Source organism: Streptomyces bambusae (genome assembly GCF_020532645.1).
Taxonomy (GTDB): Bacteria; Actinomycetota; Actinomycetes; order Streptomycetales; family Streptomycetaceae; genus Streptomyces; species Streptomyces bambusae.
Genome location: NZ_JAJAUZ010000004.1, coordinates 120587 through 144534, shown reverse-complemented (window position 1 = coordinate 144534; position 23948 = coordinate 120587). Strand labels below are relative to the sequence as shown.

At 73.4% G+C, this 23948-nt stretch carries 18 protein-coding genes; 9 read left to right on the top strand and 9 right to left on the bottom strand.

Annotated features, from left to right (window positions below):
• Positions 1-35: 35 nt before the first annotated feature.
• Positions 36-890 (bottom strand): caspase family protein, encoded by an 855-nt coding sequence (locus tag LG634_RS04595; RefSeq protein WP_226732287.1) that lies wholly within the window; start codon positions 888-890, stop codon positions 36-38.
• Positions 891-1080: 190 nt separating this feature from the next.
• Here LG634_RS04595 and LG634_RS04590 point away from each other — a divergent pair, with 190 nt between their 5' ends.
• From LG634_RS04590 to LG634_RS04560, 6 genes are all read left to right on the top strand, one after another.
• Positions 1081-2010, top strand: coding sequence for a DNA/RNA non-specific endonuclease (locus LG634_RS04590; protein WP_226732286.1), 930 nt, complete (start codon positions 1081-1083; stop codon positions 2008-2010).
• 2 nt (positions 2011-2012) lie between these two features.
• On the top strand, positions 2013-2957 hold the full coding sequence (locus tag LG634_RS04585) for a hypothetical protein (RefSeq protein WP_226732285.1): 945 nt from the start codon (positions 2013-2015) through the stop codon (positions 2955-2957).
• 69 nt (positions 2958-3026) lie between these two features.
• The gene (locus tag LG634_RS37730) at positions 3027-7493 is read left to right on the top strand and encodes a hypothetical protein (protein WP_264202704.1); all 4467 of its coding nucleotides are present in this window, start codon (positions 3027-3029) and stop codon (positions 7491-7493) included.
• 14 nt (positions 7494-7507) lie between these two features.
• Positions 7508-8659 (top strand): trypsin-like peptidase domain-containing protein, encoded by a 1152-nt coding sequence (locus LG634_RS04570; protein WP_226732283.1) that lies wholly within the window; start codon positions 7508-7510, stop codon positions 8657-8659.
• A 19-nt stretch (positions 8660-8678) separates the two neighbouring features.
• Positions 8679-9725 carry a trypsin-like serine peptidase gene (locus LG634_RS04565; protein WP_308072278.1) on the top strand — a complete coding sequence of 349 codons (1047 nt, stop codon included), beginning with the start codon at positions 8679-8681 and terminating at the stop codon, positions 9723-9725.
• Between the two features lie 21 nt (positions 9726-9746).
• Positions 9747-11144, top strand: a complete 1398-nt coding sequence (locus LG634_RS04560; RefSeq protein WP_226732281.1) for an FAD-binding oxidoreductase — start codon at positions 9747-9749, stop codon at positions 11142-11144.
• Between the two features lie 31 nt (positions 11145-11175).
• On the opposite strand, the gene LG634_RS04555 is transcribed toward LG634_RS04560, so the two are convergent.
• On the bottom strand, positions 11176-12711 hold the full coding sequence (locus LG634_RS04555) for a serine/threonine-protein kinase (RefSeq protein WP_226732280.1): 1536 nt from the start codon (positions 12709-12711) through the stop codon (positions 11176-11178).
• 237 nt (positions 12712-12948) lie between these two features.
• Between LG634_RS04555 and LG634_RS04550 the strand changes: the two genes are divergently transcribed.
• Complete coding sequence (locus LG634_RS04550) at positions 12949-13830, top strand: serine hydrolase domain-containing protein (RefSeq protein WP_226732279.1); 882 nt, start codon at positions 12949-12951, stop codon at positions 13828-13830.
• 54 nt (positions 13831-13884) lie between these two features.
• On the top strand, positions 13885-14463 hold the full coding sequence (locus tag LG634_RS04545) for a dihydrofolate reductase family protein (RefSeq protein WP_226732278.1): 579 nt from the start codon (positions 13885-13887) through the stop codon (positions 14461-14463).
• Between the two features lie 7 nt (positions 14464-14470).
• On the opposite strand, the gene LG634_RS04540 is transcribed toward LG634_RS04545, so the two are convergent.
• The 7 genes from LG634_RS04540 to LG634_RS04510 form a co-directional block, all read right to left on the bottom strand.
• Positions 14471-15793: a chloride channel protein gene (locus LG634_RS04540; protein ID WP_372482366.1), complete on the bottom strand. Its 1323-nt coding sequence runs from the start codon at positions 15791-15793 to the stop codon at positions 14471-14473.
• A 42-nt stretch (positions 15794-15835) separates the two neighbouring features.
• The gene (locus LG634_RS04535; protein ID WP_226732277.1) at positions 15836-16279 is read right to left on the bottom strand and encodes a DUF7144 family membrane protein; all 444 of its coding nucleotides are present in this window, start codon (positions 16277-16279) and stop codon (positions 15836-15838) included.
• A 243-nt stretch (positions 16280-16522) separates the two neighbouring features.
• The gene (locus tag LG634_RS04530; RefSeq protein ID WP_226732276.1) at positions 16523-17404 is read right to left on the bottom strand and encodes a geranyl diphosphate 2-C-methyltransferase; all 882 of its coding nucleotides are present in this window, start codon (positions 17402-17404) and stop codon (positions 16523-16525) included.
• A gap of 2 nt (positions 17405-17406) precedes the next feature.
• Positions 17407-18837: a family 2 encapsulin nanocompartment cargo protein terpene cyclase gene (locus tag LG634_RS04525; RefSeq protein ID WP_226732275.1), complete on the bottom strand. Its 1431-nt coding sequence runs from the start codon at positions 18835-18837 to the stop codon at positions 17407-17409.
• A gap of 111 nt (positions 18838-18948) precedes the next feature.
• Positions 18949-20361 (bottom strand): family 2B encapsulin nanocompartment shell protein, encoded by a 1413-nt coding sequence (locus tag LG634_RS04520; protein WP_226732274.1) that lies wholly within the window; start codon positions 20359-20361, stop codon positions 18949-18951.
• Between the two features lie 373 nt (positions 20362-20734).
• Positions 20735-21313, bottom strand: a complete 579-nt coding sequence (locus LG634_RS04515; protein WP_226732273.1) for a TetR/AcrR family transcriptional regulator — start codon at positions 21311-21313, stop codon at positions 20735-20737.
• Between the two features lie 89 nt (positions 21314-21402).
• Positions 21403-23025: a serine/threonine-protein kinase gene (locus LG634_RS04510; RefSeq protein ID WP_226732272.1), complete on the bottom strand. Its 1623-nt coding sequence runs from the start codon at positions 23023-23025 to the stop codon at positions 21403-21405.
• A 129-nt stretch (positions 23026-23154) separates the two neighbouring features.
• Here LG634_RS04510 and LG634_RS04505 point away from each other — a divergent pair, with 129 nt between their 5' ends.
• Complete coding sequence (locus tag LG634_RS04505) at positions 23155-23754, top strand: TetR/AcrR family transcriptional regulator (RefSeq protein WP_226732271.1); 600 nt, start codon at positions 23155-23157, stop codon at positions 23752-23754.
• Positions 23755-23948 lie beyond the last annotated feature (194 nt).

The window sequence follows — 23948 nt, the reverse complement described above, 5'->3', positions numbered from 1 at the left end:
CCGGACCGGCGGGCGGATGCCCGGCCGCCCGGGGGTCAGATGGTGAACGGCTTCTGGTCGAGGAAGACCGCGTCCGGCTCCCCCGTCAGGAACAGGTTGGGGCTCTGCGTGGCCGGCAGCTTGCGCTGGATCGCCCGGTGGAAGGGCCGGTAGCCGCCGCGGAAGGACCCGTTCGACCACACGTCGAGCAGGGCCTCCGTGAACGCGCCGTTGACCGGGCCGTCGGCGGAGGTCTGGTTGTCCTGGCAGCCGGAGATGAGCAGCGCCGTGGGCGTGCGCCCGTCCCCGTCGGGGCTCTTCAGGTCGCGCTGGAGCTGCGTGAAGAACTCCTTGTCCCGCTCGTAGATCCGGGTCTGGCGCAGCAGCGGCATCACCCGGGCCGCGGCGGCGATCTGCTCCGGGTCGCTGGTCTGGAACTGGGCTTCCATGGCGACCGGGTTGAGGATCTCGCGTACGGACTCGATGCCGGTGCCGCTGTGGCAGCAGTCGAGCAGGGCGACGATGCGCACGCCCTCCTCGAAGCGCTGGAACTCGGCGTACAGCTCGTCGTCGAGCAGCTGCCGGTCGTAGAGGACGAGGGTCTCGTCGAAGTCGTCCGCCTCGACGTCCGGTCCGGGTGCGTCGGGGATCTGTCCGCCGTGGCCCGAGTAGGTGAACAGCAGGATGTCGCCCTTCTTGAGCCGGGCGGCGGCCTTCCGCAGCTCCGCGGTGATGTTCTCGACGGTGCCGTCGGGGGTCATCAGCGTGGTGGCGCCGAAGCCGACGCCGGTCGCGAGGGCGGCCATGTCGCGGGCGTCGTTCTCGCAGGCGACGAGGCGGCCGTCCCAGCCGTCGTACCGGCGCGGATCGACTTTGTTGAGACCGATGTGGAGCGAGAGTCCGGTGGGCACGAGGGGCCTCCTCAGGGGACGGGGGGTCGGACGGGCACGGGATGGTTTCCGTGGCCGCCGGGTCCTGAACCGCGCCGGAGGAAGGGCCGCCCGATCGGGCCCCGCGCCGCTGTGCACGTGGACGGCGCCTGTTCGAGTGGCTTGCGGTCCCGCACAGTAGGTGATCAGAGATACGCGGTACTGCAATCCTATGAACACTTCAGATGCCGGACGCCCGGCCTCCGGATCCGCCGCCTCCGCCACGGCCACCGCCGGTGCCGCCGACACGGACGAGGCCCGCCAGGACCGGCTGGCCGGCCGCACCGGCTACGACCCGTCCTTCCTGGGCACCGAGATCCCGCTGCCGCTCCCCGTGGACCCGGAGATCCGGACCGTGGTCCTCCCGTACACCCACTTCACCGTCGCGATGCGGCCGGACCGGCGGTTCGCGGCCTCGACGGCCGTCTGCATCGACGGGGAGAAGATCCTCGAAGACGTCCCGCGCGACGACAAGTGGCAGTTCGACCCCCGGCTCCCCGAGTCCCAGCAGGCCGGCAACGACGTCTACCGCAACAACCCCCTCGACCGCGGACACCTGGTCCGCCGCCTGGACCCGGTGTGGGGTGCGGCGGCCGAGGCGCACGAGGCCAACGCGGACACCTTCCACTACACGAACGCGGCTCCCCAGCAGGACGTGTTCAACCAGGGCAAGGAACTGTGGCAGGGCCTGGAGAACTACCTCCTCGACCACGCGGCGCAGTTCGACCGCAGGCTGACCGTGATGACCGGCCCGGTGCTGCACGACTCGGACCCGCCGTACCGGGGCATCCAGGTGCCGCTGCGCTTCTGGAAGGTGGCCGCCTTCCTGCAGGCGGGCAAACTGGCCTCGACCGGCTACCTGCTCGACCAGAGCCCCGACCTCAGCCGCGACTTCGAACGCGCCATGGCCGGCGCCAAGCCCGGCGACCCGCCGCCGCTCGGCGCGTTCCGCACGTACCAGGTGCCCGTCGTCGACATCGTCGAGCTGACCGGCCTGGACTTCGGCCCGCTGCCGGCGGCCGACCTGATGCCGGTGGTCCGCGCGCCCGAGGAGCGCTGGAAGCGGCTGGAGTCCTTCGACGAGATCGTTCTGGGAGGTTAGCCGTGGCCGACCCGCGCATCGTCTACGTCCACGGCAACGGCAACAAGCACCGCAAGGAGTTGTTGAAGTCGCAATGGGACCGGTCCCTGTTCGGCACCGACATGGGCTCCGCCTCCCGGATGGCGTACTGGGCGCCGGTCCGCTACGACACCCCGCTGCCCGACCCCGCCCCCGACCCGCTGGACGGCGGCCCGCCGTCCGAGGAGGAGCTGCCGGGGGCTCCGGCGCTGTCCGGGCCGCCGGGGGAGTTCGTCGCCCGGACCGTGTCCGAGGCCCGCGCGGACAGCATGGCGGAGGCCCCGCCCGGGCCCCCGCCGGAGGGCGAGCAGCAGCTGGTCCGCTGGCTTCGCGACATGACGTACCTGGGGGACACCATGGCCGGCGACGGCGGTACGGCGGGCCCGGGCACGGAGGCGCTGGAGGCCCTGCCGCTGCCCGGGTTCGCCCGCCGCGAGGTGTTCCGGCTGCTGGTCAAGCACACCTTCAAGGACGTGCACGCGTACTTCTTCGGCGGCGCAGGCGACGCGATGCGGGACGTGGTGCGGGCGGAGCTGGCGGCGGTGGACGGCGGGCCGCTGGTCGTGGTCGGCCACAGCCTCGGCTCGGTCATCGCGTACGAGGTGCTGCGCGAGCTGGAGCGGCCGGTCGAGCTGCTGATCACCGTGGGCTCGCCGCTGGCCATCACCGAGGTCCAGGACCTGCTGCGGCAGCCGCCGGCCGTCCCGTCCGGGGTGGCCGCCTGGCACAACGCCTCCGACCTGCGGGACCTGGTCGCGCTGGACCACACCGTCCGGCCCGAGTACGCGCCCGAGCACCTCGTCACCGACCACCTGGTGACGAACAGCAGCGGCAACCACCACGGCATCCGCGAATACCTCGCCACGGACCCCGTCCGCACCCCGGTCCGCACCGTTTTCGGCCATCTTGCACCCCCTCCGAACGGGTGAAACCATGACAGGTATCAGTCACTCCCCCGCGACGCTCCGCTCGCGCTCGACCGCGTAGGCAGGTGGGGTATGGCGCTCAGTGAGGAACAGTGGGACCTGGTCACCAAATGGCTGCGGGACTATGTCTTCCTCGAAGTCTCTCCTCCCGCACACGCCCTGCGGCTGCTCGGGTTCCACGACGACTTCATCGCGTCCCTGAACCTGAGCGGGTCGCCGGACGACAACGCCAAGGAGGTCGTGCGGGCCTGCCGCGGGAGCATCGAGCTCGAACGCCTGCTGCTGGAGTTGCTGGCCAAGAAGCCGTCCCTGGCCTTGATCGCGTCGGTCGACGCCCACCTGACCGAGTTCCGGCGCCTCCTGGCGCTGGACGACGACGTGTACCGCTCGGCAGACGACCTGTTCCTGAGCACCATCGTGACCAGCGGCCCCGGGGTCTTCATCAACCGCACGAACCTCCGGGGGCGGCTCAAGCAGTTCGTCGAGGATCCGGAGAAGGTGGTGCTCGCCGTGGACGGCGAGCCCTCCAGTGGCCGTTCGTACACGTACCACCTGATCCGGCACATCAGCCGGCAGAAGAGGTTCCTGCCGACCCGGGTGGTCCTCGAACGCACTTCCACGGCGGCGTCCGTCATCCGGGGCCTGAACCGGTTCGTTCCCGACGAGCCGTCATTGAACATCACACTGTTGAACGACGAACTGCCGACGCTCAGACAGCAGGTCGACGACATCGTCAGCCGGGCCACCAGGGCGAAGGAAACGTTCTGGCTCGTGCTCGACGACTGCGACAAGCTCGACATGTCCTCCGACGTCTGGGACTGCATCGCCATGCTGGCGGTGTCCATCTTCGAGCAAGCCGGGGCCACGCGGAACAAAAGGGCCGTGCCCAGGCTCGTCCTCCTCGGTCATTCCCCGACGATGCCGCAGCTCCCGGACGACGTGAAGGGGCACGAGTGCCGGGACGTCGCGCGGCTGGCCTGCGCCGAGGACATCAAGGATTTCTTCGGCCCCTTCTTCGCCCGGAACCCCGACCCGCAGGGTCCCGATCCGCAGCACCCCGGCCCTCCGCACCTCGACCGGATCGCCGAACTGGTCGAGGTGAGCACGGGGGAAGTACTGCGCGCGGCGTCGGCCCCAGGGGTGCAGAGCTACATGTACACGCTGGGCAAGGCAGTCGGCGACGCGTTGGAGGTCTATCGGTCGCTCGCCCCCGGCGACGATTTCGCCGAGCGCCTGCGCCGCAAACTCGGCGAGGGGCCGGACGACCCCGAAGCCGCACCACCGCCCGGTCCCGGGCCGGGACCGGGACCGGGACCGGGACCGGGACCGGGACCGGGACCGGGACCGGGACCGAACACCGGCTTCGGCTCGGTTTCCGGCCCTGACACCGCTACCGACCGGACCGGGACCGCCTCCGCGCTGCCCGACTCCGGCACCGGCGCCGAGCTCCGCTCCCTCCCCGCCACCGCGCCGGGCCCGGAACCGGACCTGCGCCGCTCCTACCGTGAAGCCGCCGCCCTGCTCGACTACTTCGACCCTTCGGAACTCCGGCTGCCCGACGGGTCCGACCCGAACGGTGTGGCCGCCGAACTCCTCGTCTACGACTGCCGGACGCCGTTCTCCGGCCCCCAGCGGACCTCTTGGACCCTCAAACCGGAGGTGCGCGAGCAGACGCTGCGCGCCCTGGCCAGCCCCGAGGCCGCCCGCTTCGCCCTCGAGACGCAGCTGGCCGGGAAGCCCGAGGTGCCCGGCCCCGAACGCTTCGCGCTCGCCTTCCTGTCCGGCCGGCCGCCGGTCCTGGAGGACCTCGGCCGGGAGGAACTCGCCGATGCCCAGCAGGCGGTGTTCTGGCTCTCCCTCGTTCCCCGAACCGCCGGGCTGCTCCCCGACCCGGAGTACATCCAGCAGCTGCGCGAGCGCGCCCGGCTGCTGGAACCCCTGGAGCGTCTGCTCCGCAGCCCGTTCCAGGGCCGCACCGCCGAACTGGACGCGCTGCGCGCGTACGTCGGCCTGCCCCCGCATTCCGACGCCCCGGCCCTGTCCGGGCTGCGCCTGGGCTTCCTCCGGGCGGCCGTCAGCGGCCTCGAACCCCCGCTGCTCATCCACGGGATCGGCGGCATCGGCAAGAGCACCCTGCTCGCGAAGTTCCTCGTGAAGAGCCTGCGCGACTACCGCCCCGGATTCCCGTTCGCCTACATCGACTTCGAGCGTCCGACGCTCTCGCTTCACGAGCCGGCCACCATGATCGCCGAGATCTCGCGGCAGTTCGGGATGCAGTACCCCGCGCTCCGCGCCGAGTTCGACGCCCTGGCCGGGGAGTGCGAGGCGACGGCGGCCGCGCAGCGCGCCGGCCAGAGCGAGGTGGACGACCTCTACCGGCTGGCCACCACCCGCGGGGCGATCGGCCGGCTGTCCAGTTCGGGCCTGCACGCCCAGGCGATCGAACGCGAGCAGGACCTCGCAACCCGGGCCGGCCTCCTCATCACCCGTGCGATCGGCATTCCGGCGGAGGCCCCCGGGCCTCCCCTGGTGATCGCCCTGGACTCCTTCGAGGAAGCCCAGTACCGGGGCTCGCCGATGCTCGGCCGCATGTGGGCCTTCTGGGCCGCCCTCCAGAAGGCCCACCCCCGGCTGCGGCTGATCGTCTCCGGCCGGGCGCCGATCGAGAACCCGGCCCGGCGGGCCGAGCTGCGGACCCTGGCCCTCGGCGACCTGGACCCGCAGTCCGCGGTGGCCCTGCTGGTCAGCAGCGGGGTCGGCGACGTCGCGACGGCCGAGAAGCTGGCCGAACGGGTCGGCGGTCACCCGCTCAGCCTGAAACTGGCGGCGGAGGCGGTCCGTACGGTCGCCGAGGGCGGTACGACGGTCGGCGAGCTGGTCGGCAGCCTGCCCCCGCGGGAGCGGGACGTGAACCGCAAGGTGGACCAGCTGCTCGTCCAGGGCTTCCTGTACGACCGGATCCTCAACCACATCCCCGACCGGCAGGCCCGCGCGCTGGCACGGACCGGCCTCGCCCTGCGGACCATCACCCCCGGCCTGATCAAGGACGTGCTGGCCGGCCCGGCCGGACTGGCCGTGGAGTCCGAGGACGAGGCGCGCGAACTGTTCGGCCGGCTGGCCCGGCAGCAGCTGATGGAGCCCGCGGGCCCGGAGGCGATCCGGCACCGGGCCGATCTGCGGTCCATCATGCTCAGCCTCGCGGACAAGGGCCGCACCGCCGAAATGCGGCAGGTCGGGGAGCGCGCGGTGGCGCACTTCGCCGCCCTGGAGGGGGTGGAGGCCCGGGCCGAGGAGATCTACCACCGGCTGCGGCTGCGGCAGAGCCCCCGGTCGGTGGAGGAACGCTGGCTGCCCGGCGTCGAGCGCCACCTCGCGGGAGCGGACCACGACCTGTCGGCCCGGGCGGCCGCCTTCCTCACCGGGCGCCTCGGCGGGCACGCACCCGACCGGGTCATGGAGGAGGCCGACCAGGTGGACTGGGAGCGCATCACGGCCCAGGAGGTGGACGGCCTGCTGGCGCAGGGGTTCGTGGCCGAGGCCGCCACCCGGCTGACCGAGCGCCGGCCCTGGACCCCCGGCAGCGAGCTGCACCCGCTGCTCGTGGACACCCTGGCCAGGCTGGGCCGCCGGAGCGAGGCGCGGGCCGAGGCGGAGGCCGCGATCGACCGTGCCGAGGAGGCCGGCTTCCCCGACGTACAGCTGGAACTGCTGCTCCAGTCGGCACGCCTGGCCGAGGAGGACGGGGACCTGGTGAACGCGGACCGGGACCTGGCGGCGGCCGAGGACATCGCCGGCCGCCTCGACCGGGACTTCGACGCACTGGCCGCCCTGCTGGCCCGGTCGCAACTGGCGGCGGCATCCCGGCATGCCGCCCCCGAGGTGGACAGCCGGCTGGCGGAGCGGCTGCGGAGCCTGCCGCCCGACGCGATGGGCCGGCAGCCCGTGCTGGTCCGTGCGGCCGCCGCCGAGGTGTCACGGCAGGACCCGCAGGCCCTGGCCGAGACGATCAGGGTGGTGGGGCTGCCGCCGGGGGACGACCAGGCGCTCGCCGCACTCGCCGGGGCGATCGAGCAGGCGGCGCAGGAGCAGCCGGCGCTGGTGCAGTCCCTGCTGGAGATCCTGCAGTCCGCCGTACGGAGCCCGGGCCCCCGGACGGTACCGGTGGCGGGCACGCCGGTACCCGGAGCCGGCCCGGCGGGCCCCTCGGCTCCGCCGCCTCCCGCGGGCGGAGCCGGCACCCGGGCACCCCGGCCTCCGGGCACCCCGTCGGCCCTGTCCTCCGCCCCTGCGCGCACCCGTACGCCGTCCGGGGCGGGCGTCGGCAGTGCCATGGCCGGATACCTCCGGGAGGCCCGCCGGCTCGGCACCCTCGACGGTCTCGCCCGTCAGCTGCTCGTCGTCAACGACGCGAGCGGCACGCTGGTCTCGGGCGTGGCGGCCGCGATGAGCACCGGTCTCACCCCGCGCCCGGCAGCAGCCGCCACTCCCGCGCCGGAGGCGGCACTGCCCCCGGCGCCCGTCGAAGGGAACGGCCCGTAGCGGCCTGAGCGTTCATGGACGAGCCGTATCTGGACCCGGAGGAGATCCGCGAGCTGGTCGCCGCGGCCCTGGAGGCGGGATTCACCGCCAAGGGCTACCGGGACCAGCTGCTGACCGGGATCATGACCGAGTTCACCGGAATCCTGCCCGTACTCGACCAGCCCAACCTCCAGCTCCTCTCCGACCTCAACCGGCTCAACTCGGTCGAGCGCCTGGTGGACGGAGGGGTACCGCTCCAGATCTGGCTGAACAACGCCGGCTTCCTCACCGTGCAGGACGGTCCGCGCAAGGTCTTCCAGAAGTACCTGGCCAAGACCGCCCACAAGGCCAGCGGCGAACCCGACATGCCGCCGCCCGCCGAGGGCGGCGGCGAGACCAAGGAAGAGATCGTCAACACCGACGACACCGTGCCGTTCGGTTTCCTCCAGGGGGGCGAGACGGCCGGGCGGGCGGTCGCGCAGCTCAAGGTCTTCCCGTACGAGGCCGGAGCACGGAAGCAGTCCGGCAGCCACGCCGGCACCGGCTGGCTGATCGCCCCGGGACTGCTGGTCACCAACCACCACGTGATCAACGCCCGTTCACGCTCGGGCAGCGCCGTCCCGCAGGCCGCCGCGGAGGATTTCGCGCTGCAGGCGGTCAACTCCCGGTCGAGGTTCGACTACCTCGACGAGGACGTCCAGCTGGAGGGGACGGCCGCAACCGCCCTCGAAGCCTCGGACAAGGACCTCGACTACGCGGTCCTGCGGCTGGCCGAGCCGGGCGACCGGCCGGTCCTGCGGGTCGCGACCGCACCGCTGGTCCTGTCGGCGGAGGCGCCGACCGCGGTCAACATCATCCAGCACCCGCTGGGCCTGCCCAAGCGGATCGCCCTGCGCAACAACCTGGCCTTCGACGCGAACGACCGCGACGTCCGCTACTTCAGCGACACCCAGCCGGGGTCCTCGGGTTCGCCGGTCATGACCGACGACTGGCGGGTGGTCGCCCTGCACCGCAGCAGCCAGCGCGTCACCGACGTCAACTACCAGGGAAAGTCAACGGCCTTCGTCAACGTGGGCACCCAACTCAGCAGCATCCTGCACCACCTCTCCGAGCACAGCCCCGCGCTGTACGCGGAGATCACCGCGGCGCAGGCGGCACTCGGGGACGGACAGCAGCCGGAGGTGTGACATGTGGAAAGGATCGCCCGTGGCGACCGACCCGGAGGAGGTCTTCAAGGACCTGCTGGAAGTCGCCGAACGCGTGAGGAGCAACCTGCGGTCCGAGACGCCGGAAAGCGTCGAGGACCTGCCGCCGGAAGAGGCCACCGCCCGGGAGATCGAGCGGTTCGCCCAGGAGGAGCGGGCCCGGGTGCTGGAGGCCGGGGTCGTCGGACTGGAGAAGCTGGCCGCCGGCCGCGAGGACGAGATCGACGAGGACGAGCACTTCGGGATGGAGGCCATCGTCCTCCTCGAAGGGCGGCCCGCGCTCCTCGTCCAGGGCAGCGACTTCACCACCCCCCAGGGCGACTGGGGCATCCTCGACGCCGCGCGCCCGGCGATCCGCGAGTCCATCGCCCGGGTCGGCCGGGTGGAGGTCGGCGGCCACCTCGACTTCGACTGGCTGGGCACCGCGTTCCTGGTCGGCCCGGACGTCGTGATGACCAACCGGCACGTCGCCGCCGAGTTCGCCCGCGGCGACGCCGACGGAGCGGTGTTCCGCGAGGGCATGACGGCCCGGATCGACACGGCCGAGGAACGCGGCCTGTCCCCCGTCGCCGGCGCCTCGCCCGAGTACGAGGTCACCGAGATCCTCGGCATCCACCGGGACGTGGACCTCGCCCTCCTGCGCGTCGCCCCGACCGCCGCGAACGGCGCCGCGCTGCCCACCCCGCTGCAGATCGCCGCCGAGCCGCCCGCCGCCCTGCCGGGCCGGCCCGTGTACGTGATCGGCTACCCGGCCGCGGACGGCCGCCGCAACGAGCCCGAGGCGATGCGCCGGATCTTCATGGACATCTACAACGTGAAGCGCCTGCAGCCCGGCACGATCACCGCCCTCGACGCCCCGACGGCCCGGCTGAAGCACGACTGCTCCACCCTCGGCGGCAACAGCGGCTCCCCGGTCTTCGACCTGGACAGCCACAAGGTCCTGGGCCTGCACTTCGGCGGCCGCTTCCGGTTCGGGAACTTCGCGGTCCCGCTGTGGCAGCTCCGCAACGACCCCCTGGTCGTCCGCGGACAGCTCAACTTCGTCTGAACCGGGACCGGAAGGGGTGCCATGAACCAGGAACCCGGCGCCGCCCTGCGCAGCGCCCTCGAAAGGGAGTTCCAAGGCCGCCTGTCGGGGCCCGGCGACCCGGCGTACGACGCGGACCGGCGGATCTGGAACGCCTCCGTCGACCGCTCCCCCGCCCTGATCGCCTTCTGCACGGGCGTGGCCGACGTGGTCGCGGCCGTGCGGCACGGCCGGGAGAGCGGGCTGCCGCTGGCCGTCCGCAGCGGCGGCCACAGCTTCCCCGGCCATTCGGTGTGCGACGGCGGCCTCGTCGTCGACCTGTCGGCGATGAAGGGCGTCCGCGTGGACCCGCGGACCCGCACGGCCCGGGTGCAGGCCGGGGTCCTGCTCGGCGAACTCGACCGCGAGACACAGCAGTTCGGCCTGGCGGTGCCATCCGGGATCGTCACCCACACCGGGGTGACCGGGCTGACCCTCGGCGGCGGCATCGGCTGGCTGATGCGCCGCTACGGGCTCACCGTCGACCAGCTCCTGTCCGCGGACCTGGTCACCGCGGACGGCCGTTTCCTGACCGCGGACGCCGAGCGGGAGCCGGAGCTGTTCTGGGGGCTGCGGGGCGCGGGCGCGAACTTCGGCGTGGTCACGGAGTTCGAGTTCCGGCTGAACCCGGTGGGCCCGCAGGTGCTGGCCGGGCCGGTGCTGTGGCCGATGGACGACGCCCCCGGGGTGCTGCGCTTCTACCGGGACTGGATCGAGACCGTCCCGGACGACCTCACCACCATCGTCACGATGCGCAAGGCGCCGCCGCTGGCGGCGATCCCGGAGGCCCTGCACGGCCGGCCGGTGGTCTCGGTGGGCTGCTGCTGGGCCGGGGACCCGGAGGAGGGCGGCCCCGTCCTGGCGCCGCTGCGCGGGTACGGCACCCCGCTGCTGGACCTGTGCACCCTGCGGCCCTTCACCGGCCTCCAGGCGATGTTCGACCCGTCCTTCCCGCACGGCTGGTGGTACCACTTCCGGGCCTGCAACATCGACCGGCTGACGGACGAGGTCATCGACATCACCACCGCCCACACGGCCCGCATCGGCTCCCCGCTGTCGCTGCTGGCGGTCTTCCAGCGGGGCGGCGCGGTGGCCCGTACCGGCGAGGACGAGACCGCCTTCGGCGGCCGCGCCACCGGACACACCTTCAACATCAACGGCACCTGCCGGGACGAGGAGGGCTTCGCGGCGGAACGGGACTGGGTGCGCGGCCTGTGGACGGCCCTCGCCCCGTACCACGCGGGCACCTACGTCAACTTCCTGATGGACGAGGGCCAAGGCCGCATCGCCCAGGCCTACGGCCCCGCCAAGCTGGACCGGCTGCGCGCCCTCAAACGCGCGTACGACCCGGACAACGTCTTCCGCCTCAACCAGAACATCCTCCCGGCGGAGGCAGCCTGACCGTCTCTCGCGGAGGCAGCCTGACCGCCTCTCAGCGGGCGCGCTCCCGCCACCACCGGGCCACCCGGGCCGCGGTCCGCCCGGCGACGGACTCCGCGGGCGCGGCCGGTGCGCTCGCCGCGGTCGCCGCGGTCGCCGCCGCCCAGGCCCGGCGGGTGGCTTCGGGCAGGTGCGGGAAGTCGGGGTCGTGGCGGGCGATGTGCCCGGCCAGGGTCTGCCAGCCCGCACCGGTGACGACGATCAGGCGGTCGGCGAGGTCCAGCGCACCGCCCCGGTAGCCGGCCTGCCGCAGCACGGACTGCCCGGCCGGGCTGCGGAAGTGCCGCAGTGCCTCGCCGGCCCGGCTCGGGTCCCGCGCCAGCATCCGGTGCAGCGCCTCCACGACCCTCGTGTGCTCCGCACGCCGCAGGTGGTACAGGGCCCGGCCGGCCTGGTACTGCTGCGTCCGGCTGAAGGCGGTCAGCCGGGTGGCCTGCGCGGTGTACCGGACGTGTTCGGGCGAGCCGATCAGCCCGTCGGCGAGCCGCGAGGCGGCGGCATGGGCCGCCCGGCCCGCCGTCTCGATCTCCGCCAGCAGCGCCGGCAGCAGGTCCGCGCCGGGCGGATCGCCGGGCGCCCCGGCCTCCGGGTCCTGCGGGTGCCCCAGGCCCGGCTCCCCGGTCTCCGGGGCCCCGCTGCGGGCGTGCACGGTCGGCACGGCCCACAGCGCCGAGGTCAGCGGCGGTGCGGCGGCGCGGGCGTCGGCGAGGGTGGGGAACACCGCCGTCCCGGTGGGCCCGTGCCGGGCCGCCGTGCGGGCGGCGAGCGCGGCCGCGGTGGGCCGTGCCGCCGCGTCCTTCGCCAGCGCCTCCCGCACCAGCCCGGCCAGTTCGGCCGGTACGCCGTCCAGCGCGGGCACGCCCGTCACGATGCGGAACTCGATCCCGGTGGGGGCGCCGAAGGGGTGCCGGCCGGTCGCCGCGTACGCGGTGAGCAGCCCCCACGCGAACAGGTCGGACGCGGTGCCGGTGGCGCCGCTCTCCAGCTGCTCGGGCGCCATCCAGCCGGGCGTGCCGGTGACCATGCGGGTCGCGGTCACCGCGGTGGCGTCCAGGTGGTGGGCGATCCCGAAGTCCAGCACCCGCGGCCCGTCCGCGGCCAGGATCACGTTCGCGGGCTTGAGGTCGCGGTGGGCGACCCCCGCCCGGTGGATGCACGCGAGGGCGTGCGCGGTGGCCGCGGCGAAGGTCAGCAGGTTGGTCCCGGTGAGCGGCCCGTGCGCCTGGACGTGCTGGGCCAGGGTGTCGCCCGGAACGTACGGGGTGGCCAGCCAGGGCCGTTCGGCGGACGCGTCGGCGCCGACCAGTCCGACGACGTACGGCCCGGCGACCCGGGTCAGCAGCGCCACTTCGCGGGCGAACCTCAGGCGGTGCGCCGGATCCCCGGCGTACTCCGGGTGCAGCACCTTCACGGCGACGGGCTCGCCGCCCTCGGGGTGCGCGTAGTAGACGGCCCCCATCCCGCCGGCCCCGATCCGGCGCTCCGGCCGGTAGGGGCCGATCTGCCCCGGCAGCTCGGTCACACTCACCGTACGACCCCTCCACCACACCCGTCACATCGCCGTCGAGCGATGGTAGCGGCGTGCGGATCGTGCGCCTCCGGTGCCCCCGGTTGCCCCCGTGGCGCTCTCCGCAGCACGGGGGCCCGCGGGCTAGGGTCTGTCCGGCGGATCGGCCGCCAGGCCTCGGTGGCCGGGCCGGGTCCGCGGCCAGCGGACCACACAGGGCGCGCCCCGTGGGGCGCACGGACCTTCACCGGGGAGACCATGACGCTCACCGCCGACCCCCTCGACTCCCTTCTGCGGGCCGCCGTCCGCGACCGGATCCACCCAGGTGCCGTCTGGGCCGTCGGCGATGCCGGGGCCACGCTGACCGAGGGCGCCGCCGGCGCCGGGATGGGGCCGGACACCGCGTTCGAACTCGCCGGGCTCGGTCAGGTCCTCGACGTGTGGCCGGCCGTCGGCACGCTCGTCGGGGACGGGGACCTCCAGCTGCACACCCCGCTCGGCGCCTACCTGGGCGAGCTGTCCGGGCGGCCGCTGGCCGGAGTGACGAGCCATCATCTGCTCACCCACACCGCCGGGTTGCGCGACAGCGCCGCCGGACCGCCCGTCCCGCTGCTGCACACCGCCCTGCACCGGGCACCCAGCGAGACCGTCGAGTACAGCGACCGCGCCGCCCGCATCCTCGGCCACCTGGTGGAGCGGCTGTCCGGCCGCCCCGCCGACCGGCTCGCCGCCGAGCGGGTCTGGCAGCCCCTGGGCATGACCCGGACCGGACCCCGCCGGACGGCGCCGGGCGCGGACGGCCCGCCGGGGATCCGGTCGGTGCTCGGGGACCTCACCCGGTTCCTGCGCCACCTGCTGGGGCCCGATCCGGTGCCGTTCGGCGCCGCCTGGGTGCGCGAGTCGCTCCGTATCCGCACCGGCGAACTCGCCCCGCCGCGCGGCCTGTTCTGGCGTCCGGCGGCCGGCACCCACCGCCGCCAGGACATCTGGGTGCACCACGGGCCCGCCGGATCCGGCCTGTGGCTCTCCCCCGCGCAGTCCCGCTGGGCGGTCCTGCTCACCGGCCGGGGCGACGGCCCGCGCGACCGGGCGGCCGCCGCCCGCGTCCGCGAGACCTTCCGCGCCGCCGCCTTCCGCTGACCCCCGTACCCCGCCCCCAATCCCCTGACGGCCGACCCCCGGGAGCCACCGCACATGCCCAGAAAGCTCGTCTTCATGTCGTCCGTCTCACTCGACGGCTACTTCGAGGGACCGGACCGCGAGATCGACTGGCACCGGGTGGACGACGAACTGCACCACCACTTCAACCAGGAACTGGCCGCCATGGGCGCCTTCCTCAGCGGACGCGTCACCCACCAGCTGATGGAGGAGTTCTGGCCGACCGCCGACCAGGACCCGGCGAACGCCGGCCCGATGGCCGAATTCGCCGCGATCTGGCGGAACATGCCCAAGTACGTGTACTCGCGGACCCTGAAGAGCGCCGGCTGGAACACCACCGTGGTCGGCGAGGTCGTCCCCGACGAGGTCCGCGCCCTCAAGGACCGGCCGGGGGGCGACCTGGTCCTCGGTGGTGCCCGGCTCGCCGCGGAGTTCCTCCGGCACGGCCTCGTCGACGAGTTCCGCCTCTACGTGCACCCGGTGGTGCTCGGCGCCGGCCACCTCCTCTTCCCGCCGTCCGGCACCCTCCCGCAGACACCGCTGCACCTCGTGGAGAGCCGTACGTTCGGCAACGGCGTGGTGCTCCTGCGCCACCGCACGGAGCCCGCTGCCTGACGATCACTCAGGCTGCTTTTTCCTGCTCGCGGTTGTGCATGAACTGGGCGACCAGGACGGCCGTCACCGCCGCGGTGATCACCAGCGGCATCTGGTGGTGGCCGTCCGTGCCGAGCAGCAGGAAGGCCAGCACCGAGCCGGACAGCGGCAGCCGGGTGACCGCCGCCGCCGCGGCCGCGATCCCGACGGCGAGCGCCGGGGTGGTCCCGAGCCCGGGCAGCCCCGCGCAGGCCACTGCGGCGGCCGCCCCGACCAGCAGGGAGGGGAAGACGGGACCGCCCCGGAAGCTTCCGAGGGCGACACCCCAGGCCAGTCCCTTGCAGGCGACCAGGGCGAGCAGTGCCGCCACGGACCAGGCCTGCGGGTCCGCGGCCAGTGCCGCGAGGGTGGTCTGACCGGACAGGGCCGCCTCGGCCGGATTGCGGCCGGTCAGCAGCGCGTACCCGGCGAGCAGCACGCCGATCGCCAGCGCGCACAGCAGGGTGCGGGAGACGGGGCGCCGTTCCGTCCAGCCGGCCGTGCGCAGACCGAACCGGCGTGCCAGCACGACCAGGCCGGCGATCAGCGCCGCGAGCGGGATGCCCCACAGGAAGTCGCCCGCGTCCGGCCGGGTGTCGGCGGGCACGCCGGTCAGGCTGAGGGCGCCGGTCTCCAGACCCGTCCAGTTGCCGAAGCCGGTGAAGACGAGGGCGCCGGCCGCGCTGGTGATCAGGCAGGGCAGCAGCAGCACGACGAGCCGCAGCCCGGCGATCCCGGCCGCCTCCACGACCAGGATGGCGGCGACCAGCGGCCCGCCGAGGATGGTGGAGATGGCGGCGGTCGAGCCGGCCGTGGCCAGCAACGCGGCCTCCTGCGGACCGACGGGGTGCGGCAGCCGCCGTACGGCGAGCAGCGCGAGCCCACTGCCGACGGCCATCAGGGGCGCCTCGGGGCCCAGCGGAACCCCGAGCGGCAGGACGGTGAGCGCGGCGAGGACGACGCCGGGCAGCGCGTCGGGGCCGAGCGGTGTGCCGCCGAGACCGTCCACCGGCAGGTGTCCGCCGCGCCCCGGCATCCGGGTGACGACGGGGATCAGCACCAGTCCGGCGAGCACCAGCGTGGGCAGCGGCCACCACCAGGGCGGTTCGTCGTGGCCGAGGTGGTGCGGCAGCGTCTCCCACACGAGGTGCTGGAGCCAGTGCTGGAGGCTCACGAAGAAGAAGCAGGCGAAGGCGACCGGGATGCCGAGCACCAGGCAGAACAGCAGCCGGCCCAGGTACCTCCGGCTGACCAGGATCTCGTGCGGCGCCGGCTCCTGGGGCGGACGCCCGGTTGCGGTGTGGTCCGTCACCTGGTTCCTCCGGGTTCGCGGGCGGCGTCGGTCCGGCCCGGGTCAGCCGTCGGCGGCGGACCCGCGGTCGGTGCACAGGGCCCAGATCACGAACACGGACAGCGCGATGGACAGCAGCGCCCACCAAGGGGTGTACGGCAGCCACATGAACTGCGCGATCATCACCACGACGGCCAGCCCGATGCCGGCGCCGCGCGCCCATTCGGCGCCCTGGAGGATGCCCCAGCCGGTGATGGCGACGAGGACGCCGAGGATCAGGTGGATCCAGCCCCAGGCGTCCAGGTTGAACTCGAACACGTAGTTCCCGACCCGGGCGTACACGTCGTCCCCGGCGATGCCCGCGATGCCGGCGAGCACGCCGAAGATCCCCTGGGTGAGCATCAGCACGCCGGCGAACAGCGTGCCGCCGGCCGCCCAGGCATTGCGCTCGGGTCCGCCGGCCGGTCCCCTGGGGGGCGCCGGGGTCCCCGGTGCGGTGTTGGCCATGGTGCGCTCCCTGCCGGGTCCGGGCACCGGGGCGCTTCGCCGGTCCCGGCGGCCGCGGACCTCTCCGCTGGTTGCTCCGATCGTGTGCCGGGGCCCGGGGACCGGCCACCGGATGGGGCCGTTCGGGTGATCCTGCGGAGCGTGCGCACGGCGACGCCCGCCCCCGGAACTCCTGCGGAGGAGTCCCGGGGGCGGGCGGAGTGCACCGGCCGGCCGGCGCCGGGGCGGGGCGCGGCCGGAGCGTCAGACGCGGTCGGCGGCGATCAGCACGTACTGGAAGGAGCCGTCCTTGTACGAGTTGATGAACGCCTCTTCGATGCCGGTGACCAGCGACGAGGTGGCGCGCAGCTCCCAGTAGGGCAGCGTGTCGGGGGTCAGGTCGATCACGGCCTGGGGGACGAGGCGGTTGTCGGCCATGGCGCGCAGGTACTCGCGGCGGGAGTGGATGTTGCACTCGAAGTGGGCGTTGATCTGGGAGACCCACTTGGAGGGCTGGCCGTAGCGCGGGTTCCAGCAGCCGGTGATGGTGACGTAGCGGCCGCCGACCGACAGGATGCGCGAGTGCTCGGCGAACAGGTCGTGGAGGTCGACGTACATGCTGGACTCGTTGTTCCAGGAGCCGGCGGCCTGGCCGGTCTCGAAGGGCATGTCGAGCATGTTGCAGACCCGGGCGTGGACGGAGTCCTCCAGGCCGAGTTCACGGGCCCGCTGGTTGCCGAAGTCGGCCTGCTTGGCCGACAGGGTGACGCCCTCGACCTTGCAGCCGAAGCGCTGGTGGGCCATCACCATGGAGCCGCCGCGGCCGCAGCCGGCGTCCACGAGCAGGTCGTCGCGGCCGATGGTGCCGAGGTGGTCGAGGAGGACCTCGGCCTGCGCGGACTCCAGCCGGTGCAGCTCGGTGATCAGCTTCTTCTCGTATTCGCTGTCCTCTGTGTCACCGAGGGCGGCGTGGTCGATCGCGCCGATGCCGTAGTGGTGGTGGTACAGCCCGTCCACGTCGCCGAGGCGCAGGTTCACGGGCCGGGCCTCGCCGTCCCAGTAGCGGGCGATGTCGCCCTGGTAGGGGGTCGCGGGGGCGGGCACGAAAGGCGTGGTGCTGAGGGTGCTGGTCACGGGGGTATCCATCCTTACCAAAAGTCGGGCAGGCTGTAGCGGTACGTGTTGGTCATGTGCCAGTGGTGGTTGCCGTCGACCCAGACGGCCACGCCCTTGAGGAAACGCAGCACGCGCGGGTCGGGGCAGGCGGCGGCCAGTTCGGCGGCAGCGGCCTCGAACTCGTGCATCAGCTCGTTGTGGATCTCGACGGCCTTGAGGTAGGCCTCGCGGTGGGAGACCCCTTCGCGTTCCGAGATCACGACCGGCAGGTTCAGGTGCAGGCCTGGGCTGTCGAGCTCTTTGGTGTACGAGTAGAGGTCGTTGGCGATCGTGGTGGCGTTGCCGGCGAGCGCGATGACCCGCTGCATGGCGGGCTGGGCGTGCAGGTCCGCCGGCAGCTCGTAGCCGCCGATGGTGTCGGTGATGGTCGGGCAGGGGCGGAAGTTGTTGAACTGGCGCATCGCCAGGTACTCCCACACCTCCGGCACGTAGTTCGTCTCGGCCCAGGCGGCTTCGGCGAGGTAGCCGAGGTGCAGCCGGGCCATGTCGTGCCGGAACCGGTCCGCCTGGGAAGGGGTGGCGCCCTGGCGGAAGTACTGCATGGCGGAGTCGTAGGCGCGCCGCGGGGCGTCCGACCGGAGCGATTCCGTCCAGCCGGGCGCGTACTCGGCCGCCGTGTGGACGGGGTCGAGTGCAGTGTGCGCCATGAGGAGCCGCCCGCCGAGTCCGACGGGCGAACCTCCGTGGTCCTCGCAGTAGCAGTCGTCGACGACGTTCTCGGCGACCATGAGGCGGGTGGCGATCATCAGGTGGTCGATGGTCGGGGCGTCCGGGTGGCAGCCGACCATGTAGCTCGCCACGGAGAACCCGTCGAACTGGTCCTCCCACTCCGGCGGGTAGAGCGAGCACTCCTCGACCGCCCACTCCTTGATGCGGCGGCTGACCTCCGCGACACGCACCGGGTCGGGTGTCGCGATGGGGTGGTGGTAGAGGCCGGGAATGGGCCGGCCGGCCGCCGGCGGTTCCGCCTCCGGCACGGCCGTCTCCGGTACGGCTCCGGGGGCGGGCCCCGACGGGACCGCTGCCGGCACCTCGCGCGGGGCGAAGTGCAGGCTTTCGGTGCCGATGCCGCTGGGCCCGCGGATGATCCGCTCCAGGGCGGAGCCGTGTGCCACGGGGGCGGCTTCCGGTTCGGCCGGCGGCGCGGCGAGCGACGTAACCAGGGACGGGACGGAGGGGAGGGGCCGGCCCGCCGGCGGCGGCGCCGGAGCGGGCGGCTCCGGAGCGGGCGGCTCCGGCACGGTCGCGGTGGCGGGTGCGGCGGGCACGGTGGGGCGGCCGCCGACCGCCGCCCCGGCACCGGCGGCGGGGTCGTTGACGGCGTGCGCGAGGACGTGTGCCCCGAAGTGTGCCGCGGCGGAGGGCAGGCTCGACTGAAGCGGGGAGAGCCCGGGCTCGGGCATCCGTGACTCCTAGAGGGGTGGGTGGGCTGTCCCGGTTCGTTCCCTGGTCCCGGGCATGCCCGGCCGGGCCCGGAGCGGTCCGGGCCGACGGCCTTCGGGCGGGCGGGGCTCTCAGTCGCGCCGGCGGGCGATCTGGACGTTCTCCAGGACGCCGAGCGCGTCGGGGACCAGGATCGCGGCGGAGTAGTACGTCGTGACGAGGTACGACATGATCGCCTGGTCGCTGATGCCCATGAACCGCACGGACAGGCCCGGCTCGTACTCCTCGGGCAGCCCGGTCTGGCGGAGGCCGATGACGCCCTGGTTGTCCTCGCCGGTGCGCATGGCGAGGATCGAGGTGGTGTTGTCCTTGGAGATCGGGATCTTGTTGCACGGCAGGATCGGCACCCCGCGCCAGGCCGGCACCTGCTGCCCGCCGACGTCCACGTGGGAGGGGTAGAGCCCGCGGGAGTTGAACTCGCGGCCGATCGCGGCGATCGCCTTGGGGTGGGCGAAGAAGAAGCGGGTGCCGCGGCGGCGGCAGAGCAGCTCGTCGAGGTCGTCCGGGGTGGGCGGTCCGGAGTGGGTCTGGATGCGCTGCTTGAAGGCGGCGTTGTGGAGGAGGCCGAACTCCCGGTTGTTGACCAGCTCGTACTCCTGGCGCTCGCGCAGCGCCTCGATGGTGAGCCGGAGCTGTTCCTCGGTCTGGTTGTGCGGACCGTTGTAGAGGTCGGCGACCCTGGTGTGGACACGGAGCACGGTCTGCGCGATGGACAGCTCGTACTCGCGGGGGTTGAGCTCGTAGTCGACGAAGGTGCCGGGGAGTTCGGGCTCGCCGGTGTGGCCGGCGGACATCGCGATCTCGGCCTCGCCGTGCCGGTTCTGGCGCTGGAGCGGCAGCGAGCTGAACTGCTCGATGTGCGAATGGAGTCCGGGTGCCTGGCTGCGGATCGCCTCGAAGTCGGCGCGGGACAGCGTCAGCAGGGTGCCGGGGGTCTCGGCGGTGGCCGTGTAGTCCCAGGTGGCGTCGGCGTCGAGCAGCGCGTTCTCGCCGTAGCGGTCGCCGTCGGCCAGGACGGCGACCGCGACTTCGTCCCCGTACTTGCCGGGGGCGCTCTGGCTGATCCGGCCGTGCGCGATCAGGTGGATGTGCTCGGCGGGGGTGCCGCGCTCGACGAGGACCTCGCCGGCGCGGAAGTCGCGCTGGACGCACCGGTTGGCGAGCGCGATCAGCACGCCCTCGTCCTCGAAGCCGCGCAGCAGGGCGAGTTCGCCGAGTTCGCGGGGGATGACGCGGACGTCGGCACCGTCCTGGACGAACTCGATGCGCCCGTCGCCGACGGTGTAGCTCAGCCGTCGGTTCACCCGGTACGTGCCGCCCTTGGTCTCCACCCAGGGAAGGCTCCGCAGCAGCCAGCGGGAGGTGATCTCCTGCATCTGCGGGGCGGACTTGGTCGTGGAGGCGAGGTTGCGGGCGGCTGCCGTGGCCAGGCTGGCCTGCCGGGGTGCGTCCGGCTGCACCTCGGGGCTGGTCTCAACGGTCATCGGACGGGCTCTCCTTGGTCAGGATCGTCACCGGCGCACCTGTCACGTCACCGGAAAGAGGAGGAAAGGGGCATTTGTTCGGGAATCCCTCCAGAACACGAGGAACAGTAATGGCCCATTCGCCCAGTTGACCTTGGGAAGCGTGTTCATTACCTCGATGCGGTGATCTTGCCGATCTCCGGGTTTATCCGACCGCCGACCACTATTCGGACACACACAAAGAATCCAGCCGCCGGAAAATCCGACGGCTGGATACGTCACGGGATAAATCACCCTCGTCCGGCACTCCACAGCCGGCAGTGGCCCCAGTCAAGCCCGTCCGGCGATTGAGGACCGGTGTCCGGGGCGGAGCCCCGGGAAGCAGCCGCGAAGGTCAGCGCCCCAGCCGAGCCAGCTCGACTTCGATCGCCTCGGCCATCAGGACCCGCGCGTGCCCGATCTGCAGCGTCCCGCTCAGCCACCGCATGCTCAGCCCCTCCAGCAGCGCGGTGAGCCGCTCCGCCGCCGCCGCGAGCGCGACCGCCGGCGCCATGGGCCGCACCTGCCCGAGCAGTGCGGCAACCTCCTGGACCCACACCAGCGTCGCCCGCGCCAGGTCCTCCCGCAGCTCCTCGTCGAAGACGGCACTGGCCCGCAGCTCGCCCCACGCGCTGCTGTTCTCCCGCACCTCGGTGGTGTCCTGCAGCTCCAGCAGCAGTGTGTGGTCCAGCTCCTCGCGCGGGCTCAGCGGCTCCGCGTCGGGATCGCGCTCGGTCGTGTACCGCTCCGCGCGGTCGTTGATGAACTCCAGCGTCTGCCGCAGGATCCCGGTGCGGTCCTTGAAGTGGTAGTAGATGAGCGCCGTGGACACGCCCGCCTCGGCGGCCAGCTCCTCCACGCGCAGCCCGCGGACCCCGCGCCGGGCGATGACCCGGGCGGCCGCTTCGAGGATCTGAGTACTGCGAGACGCCATGGACCGAACCTTACCGGGGCCCCGGCGGCCGCGCGGTGACGCCCCTGACCTGCGCGGAGCGGACCCGGCATCCGGCACGGGCGGCTCCGTCAGCCCCACCGGTACCGGTCCACGAGCACCGTGACCGCCCCACCGTCCGGCTCCGTCTCCAGGAGGCGTACGACCGCGAGGTCCCTGCCGTCGGGACTCCGTACGCAGAACGGCCGCTCGTCGGCCAGTTCGTCGACGGCCAGCACGGTCACCGGCTCGGTCTCGATGCCGCGGACGCACTCCTCGGGTCCGAGCCCGTCGCCGGCGGCCACGTACGCATCGGCCGCCTCGGGGACCACGAAGTCCCGCTCGTCCCGGGCCAGATACCACTGGGCGGTGTCCGCGGGCACCACCTTCGCGGCGGCGAGGTCGAACTCGTAGCTCGCGTCGGGCGCGGTCAGCTCGACGCCGGCCGCGGTGGGCGCGTACGCACCGGCCCGGGCCGTCCCGCCCGTGCCCGCGGGGGCCGCGGCCGCCGGCGTCCGCGGCGTGCGCACGGCTCCGCGGGCCTCCGGTTGCGGCCCGAGGAACCACACGCCGGCCCCGGCGGCGCCGGCCAGCGCCACCGTCGCGGCCACCGCCGGCACCACGACCGACCGGCGGCGACGCTCGGTGCGGCGCCCCCGGCGCGGCGCCTCAGCGGACGGCCCGCCGGGCGCCTGCACCGGGAAACCGGGAGCCGTGGGCACCGGCCCCGGGGCGGTCGGGGCGGGGAAGGGCGGTGCCCCCACCGCCGTCGGCTGGTCGTGCACCGGCAGGGAGGGCGGCCCGGCGGGGGGGCCGGCCAGTTCGCGGCCGACCTCGTGCGGCAGCCAGCCCTCCGCGAACCCGTGCCCCGCACCCATCAGCGGGTGCGCGTGCACGGCGGCGATGAGCGTGCCCGGCGCCGGGCGGTCTTCGGGCCGCTTGGTCAGGCACCAGGCCAGCAGGTCGCGCAGCCCGGCCGGCACGGCGGCCAGGTCAGGGTGCTCGTGCACCACCCGGTAGAGCGCGGCCGACTCCGGACCGGCGCCGAACGGGGCCGCGCCGCTCGCCACGTACGCCGCGAGCGCACCCAGCGCGAAGACGTCCGTGGCGGGCGTGACCGGCAGGCCGAGCGCCTGCTCGGGAGCCATGAACGCCGCCGTGCCGATCCGCAGGCCGGTCCCGGTGAGTGCGGTCGCGTCGGCGGCGCGGGCGATGCCGAAGTCGATCACGCGGGGACCGTCCGAGGCGAGGAGCACGTTCGCGGGCTTGAGGTCCCGGTGCACGACCCCGGCCGCGTGGATCGCCTGGAGGGCCTCGGCCACCCCGGCCATCAGCAGCAGCACGGTGCGCGGCGGCAGCGGGCCGTGCCGTCGGACGACCTGGTGCAGCGACGGGCCGGGCACGTACGCGGTGGCCAGCCAGGGGGTCCGGGCGTCCACGCCGGAGTCGACGACCTGGGCGGTGAACAGGCCGTGGATCCGCCGGGCACTGGCCACCTCCTGTGCGAACCGGCTGCGGAACTCGGGGTCGCCGGCGAACTCCTCCCGGACCGCCTTGAGGGCGATCGGCCGGCCGCCCGGGGTGTGGGCGAGGTAGACCACGCCCATGCCGCCGGCTCCCAGCCGGGCGTGCAGCCGGTAGCCGCCGATCTCGCGGGGGTCGTCGGCGGTCAGGGCCTCGTGGGCGGGCGGCAGAGCGGGCAGCCGGGCGGACATGCGGGGCTCCTTCGGCGAGGGCGGTGCGGAACGAAGTGAGCCGCAGGGAACGGAGGCATCGTGACCCTAACTGAAGTTTCAGTCAATATGAGACACTGACTGGTGCAGACCACCCGGAGGGAACGAGGAATGGTGTCGACGGACCGGCGCACGGCGATCTTGGAAGGCGCGGCGCGGGTCATCGCCCGGCGCGGGGTCCGCGGGTTGCGCGTGGAGGAACTGGCCGCCGAGGCCGGGGTGTCGACCGCCCTGGTCTACTACCACTTCAAGGACCGGGCCGGGATCCTGCACCACACGCTGGAGTTCATCAGCGACCGCGCGGACCGCTACACGGCCGCCGAATCGGACGCCGGGCGCGCGGACGGGACCGACGACGACCCCCGCCGGGAGCTGGCGCGGACGCTCCTCCTGGAGTTCCAGGACGTGCCCGAGGTCCGCGAGAACAGCACCGCCTGGGGCGAGCTGCGGGCCAGCGCGGTCTTCGACCCGGCGCTGCGCACCGATCTCGCGCGGGCCGGGCTGGTCTGGGTGCACGAGGTCGCCGAGCTGCTCGGCCGCAGCGCCCCGCAGGCCCCCGCCCCCGCCCTGACCGCGTCCGCCGAGCGCCTGACGGCCCTGCTGGAGGGCCTGAGCACCCGGTGGCTGAGCGGCCTGCTGCGCGAGGAGCACGCCCGCGACCTGATGCGCGAGGCGGTCGAGGTCGAGATCGGGCACCTGGGGAGGCTCTGACCCGCGACTCCGGCTTGCGGCTCCGGCCCGCGGCTCTGACCCGTGGCTCCGGCCCGCGCGACGGTGCCGCTTCGCCGGGACGTCGAGTTTGACTGAAATTTCAGTCAGTGCCAGAGTGGCGGCACGAAAAGCGCACCGCCCGCTCACACCGGGCGGAACACGGCACCGGACCGCACCCTGGTCACAACGGGGTC

Excerpts from the sequence above, each read along its gene's own strand:
- LG634_RS04590 (WP_226732286.1), top strand. The coding sequence starts at position 1,081 with ATGAACACTTCAGATGCCGGACGCCCGGCCTCCGGATCCGCCGCCTCC.
- LG634_RS37730 (WP_264202704.1), top strand. The coding sequence starts at position 3,027 with ATGGCGCTCAGTGAGGAACAGTGGGACCTGGTCACCAAATGGCTGCGG.
- LG634_RS04570 (WP_226732283.1), top strand. The coding sequence starts at position 7,508 with ATGGACGAGCCGTATCTGGACCCGGAGGAGATCCGCGAGCTGGTCGCC.
- LG634_RS04560 (WP_226732281.1), top strand. The coding sequence starts at position 9,747 with ATGAACCAGGAACCCGGCGCCGCCCTGCGCAGCGCCCTCGAAAGGGAG.
- LG634_RS04550 (WP_226732279.1), top strand. The coding sequence starts at position 12,949 with ATGACGCTCACCGCCGACCCCCTCGACTCCCTTCTGCGGGCCGCCGTC.
- LG634_RS04545 (WP_226732278.1), top strand. The coding sequence starts at position 13,885 with ATGCCCAGAAAGCTCGTCTTCATGTCGTCCGTCTCACTCGACGGCTAC.
- LG634_RS04535 (WP_226732277.1), bottom strand. The coding sequence starts at position 16,279 with ATGGCCAACACCGCACCGGGGACCCCGGCGCCCCCCAGGGGACCGGCC.
- LG634_RS04530 (WP_226732276.1), bottom strand. The coding sequence starts at position 17,404 with ATGGATACCCCCGTGACCAGCACCCTCAGCACCACGCCTTTCGTGCCC.
- LG634_RS04525 (WP_226732275.1), bottom strand. The coding sequence starts at position 18,837 with ATGCCCGAGCCCGGGCTCTCCCCGCTTCAGTCGAGCCTGCCCTCCGCC.
- LG634_RS04520 (WP_226732274.1), bottom strand. The coding sequence starts at position 20,361 with ATGACCGTTGAGACCAGCCCCGAGGTGCAGCCGGACGCACCCCGGCAG.
- LG634_RS04515 (WP_226732273.1), bottom strand. The coding sequence starts at position 21,313 with ATGGCGTCTCGCAGTACTCAGATCCTCGAAGCGGCCGCCCGGGTCATC.
- LG634_RS04510 (WP_226732272.1), bottom strand. The coding sequence starts at position 23,025 with ATGTCCGCCCGGCTGCCCGCTCTGCCGCCCGCCCACGAGGCCCTGACC.
- LG634_RS04505 (WP_226732271.1), top strand. The coding sequence starts at position 23,155 with ATGGTGTCGACGGACCGGCGCACGGCGATCTTGGAAGGCGCGGCGCGG.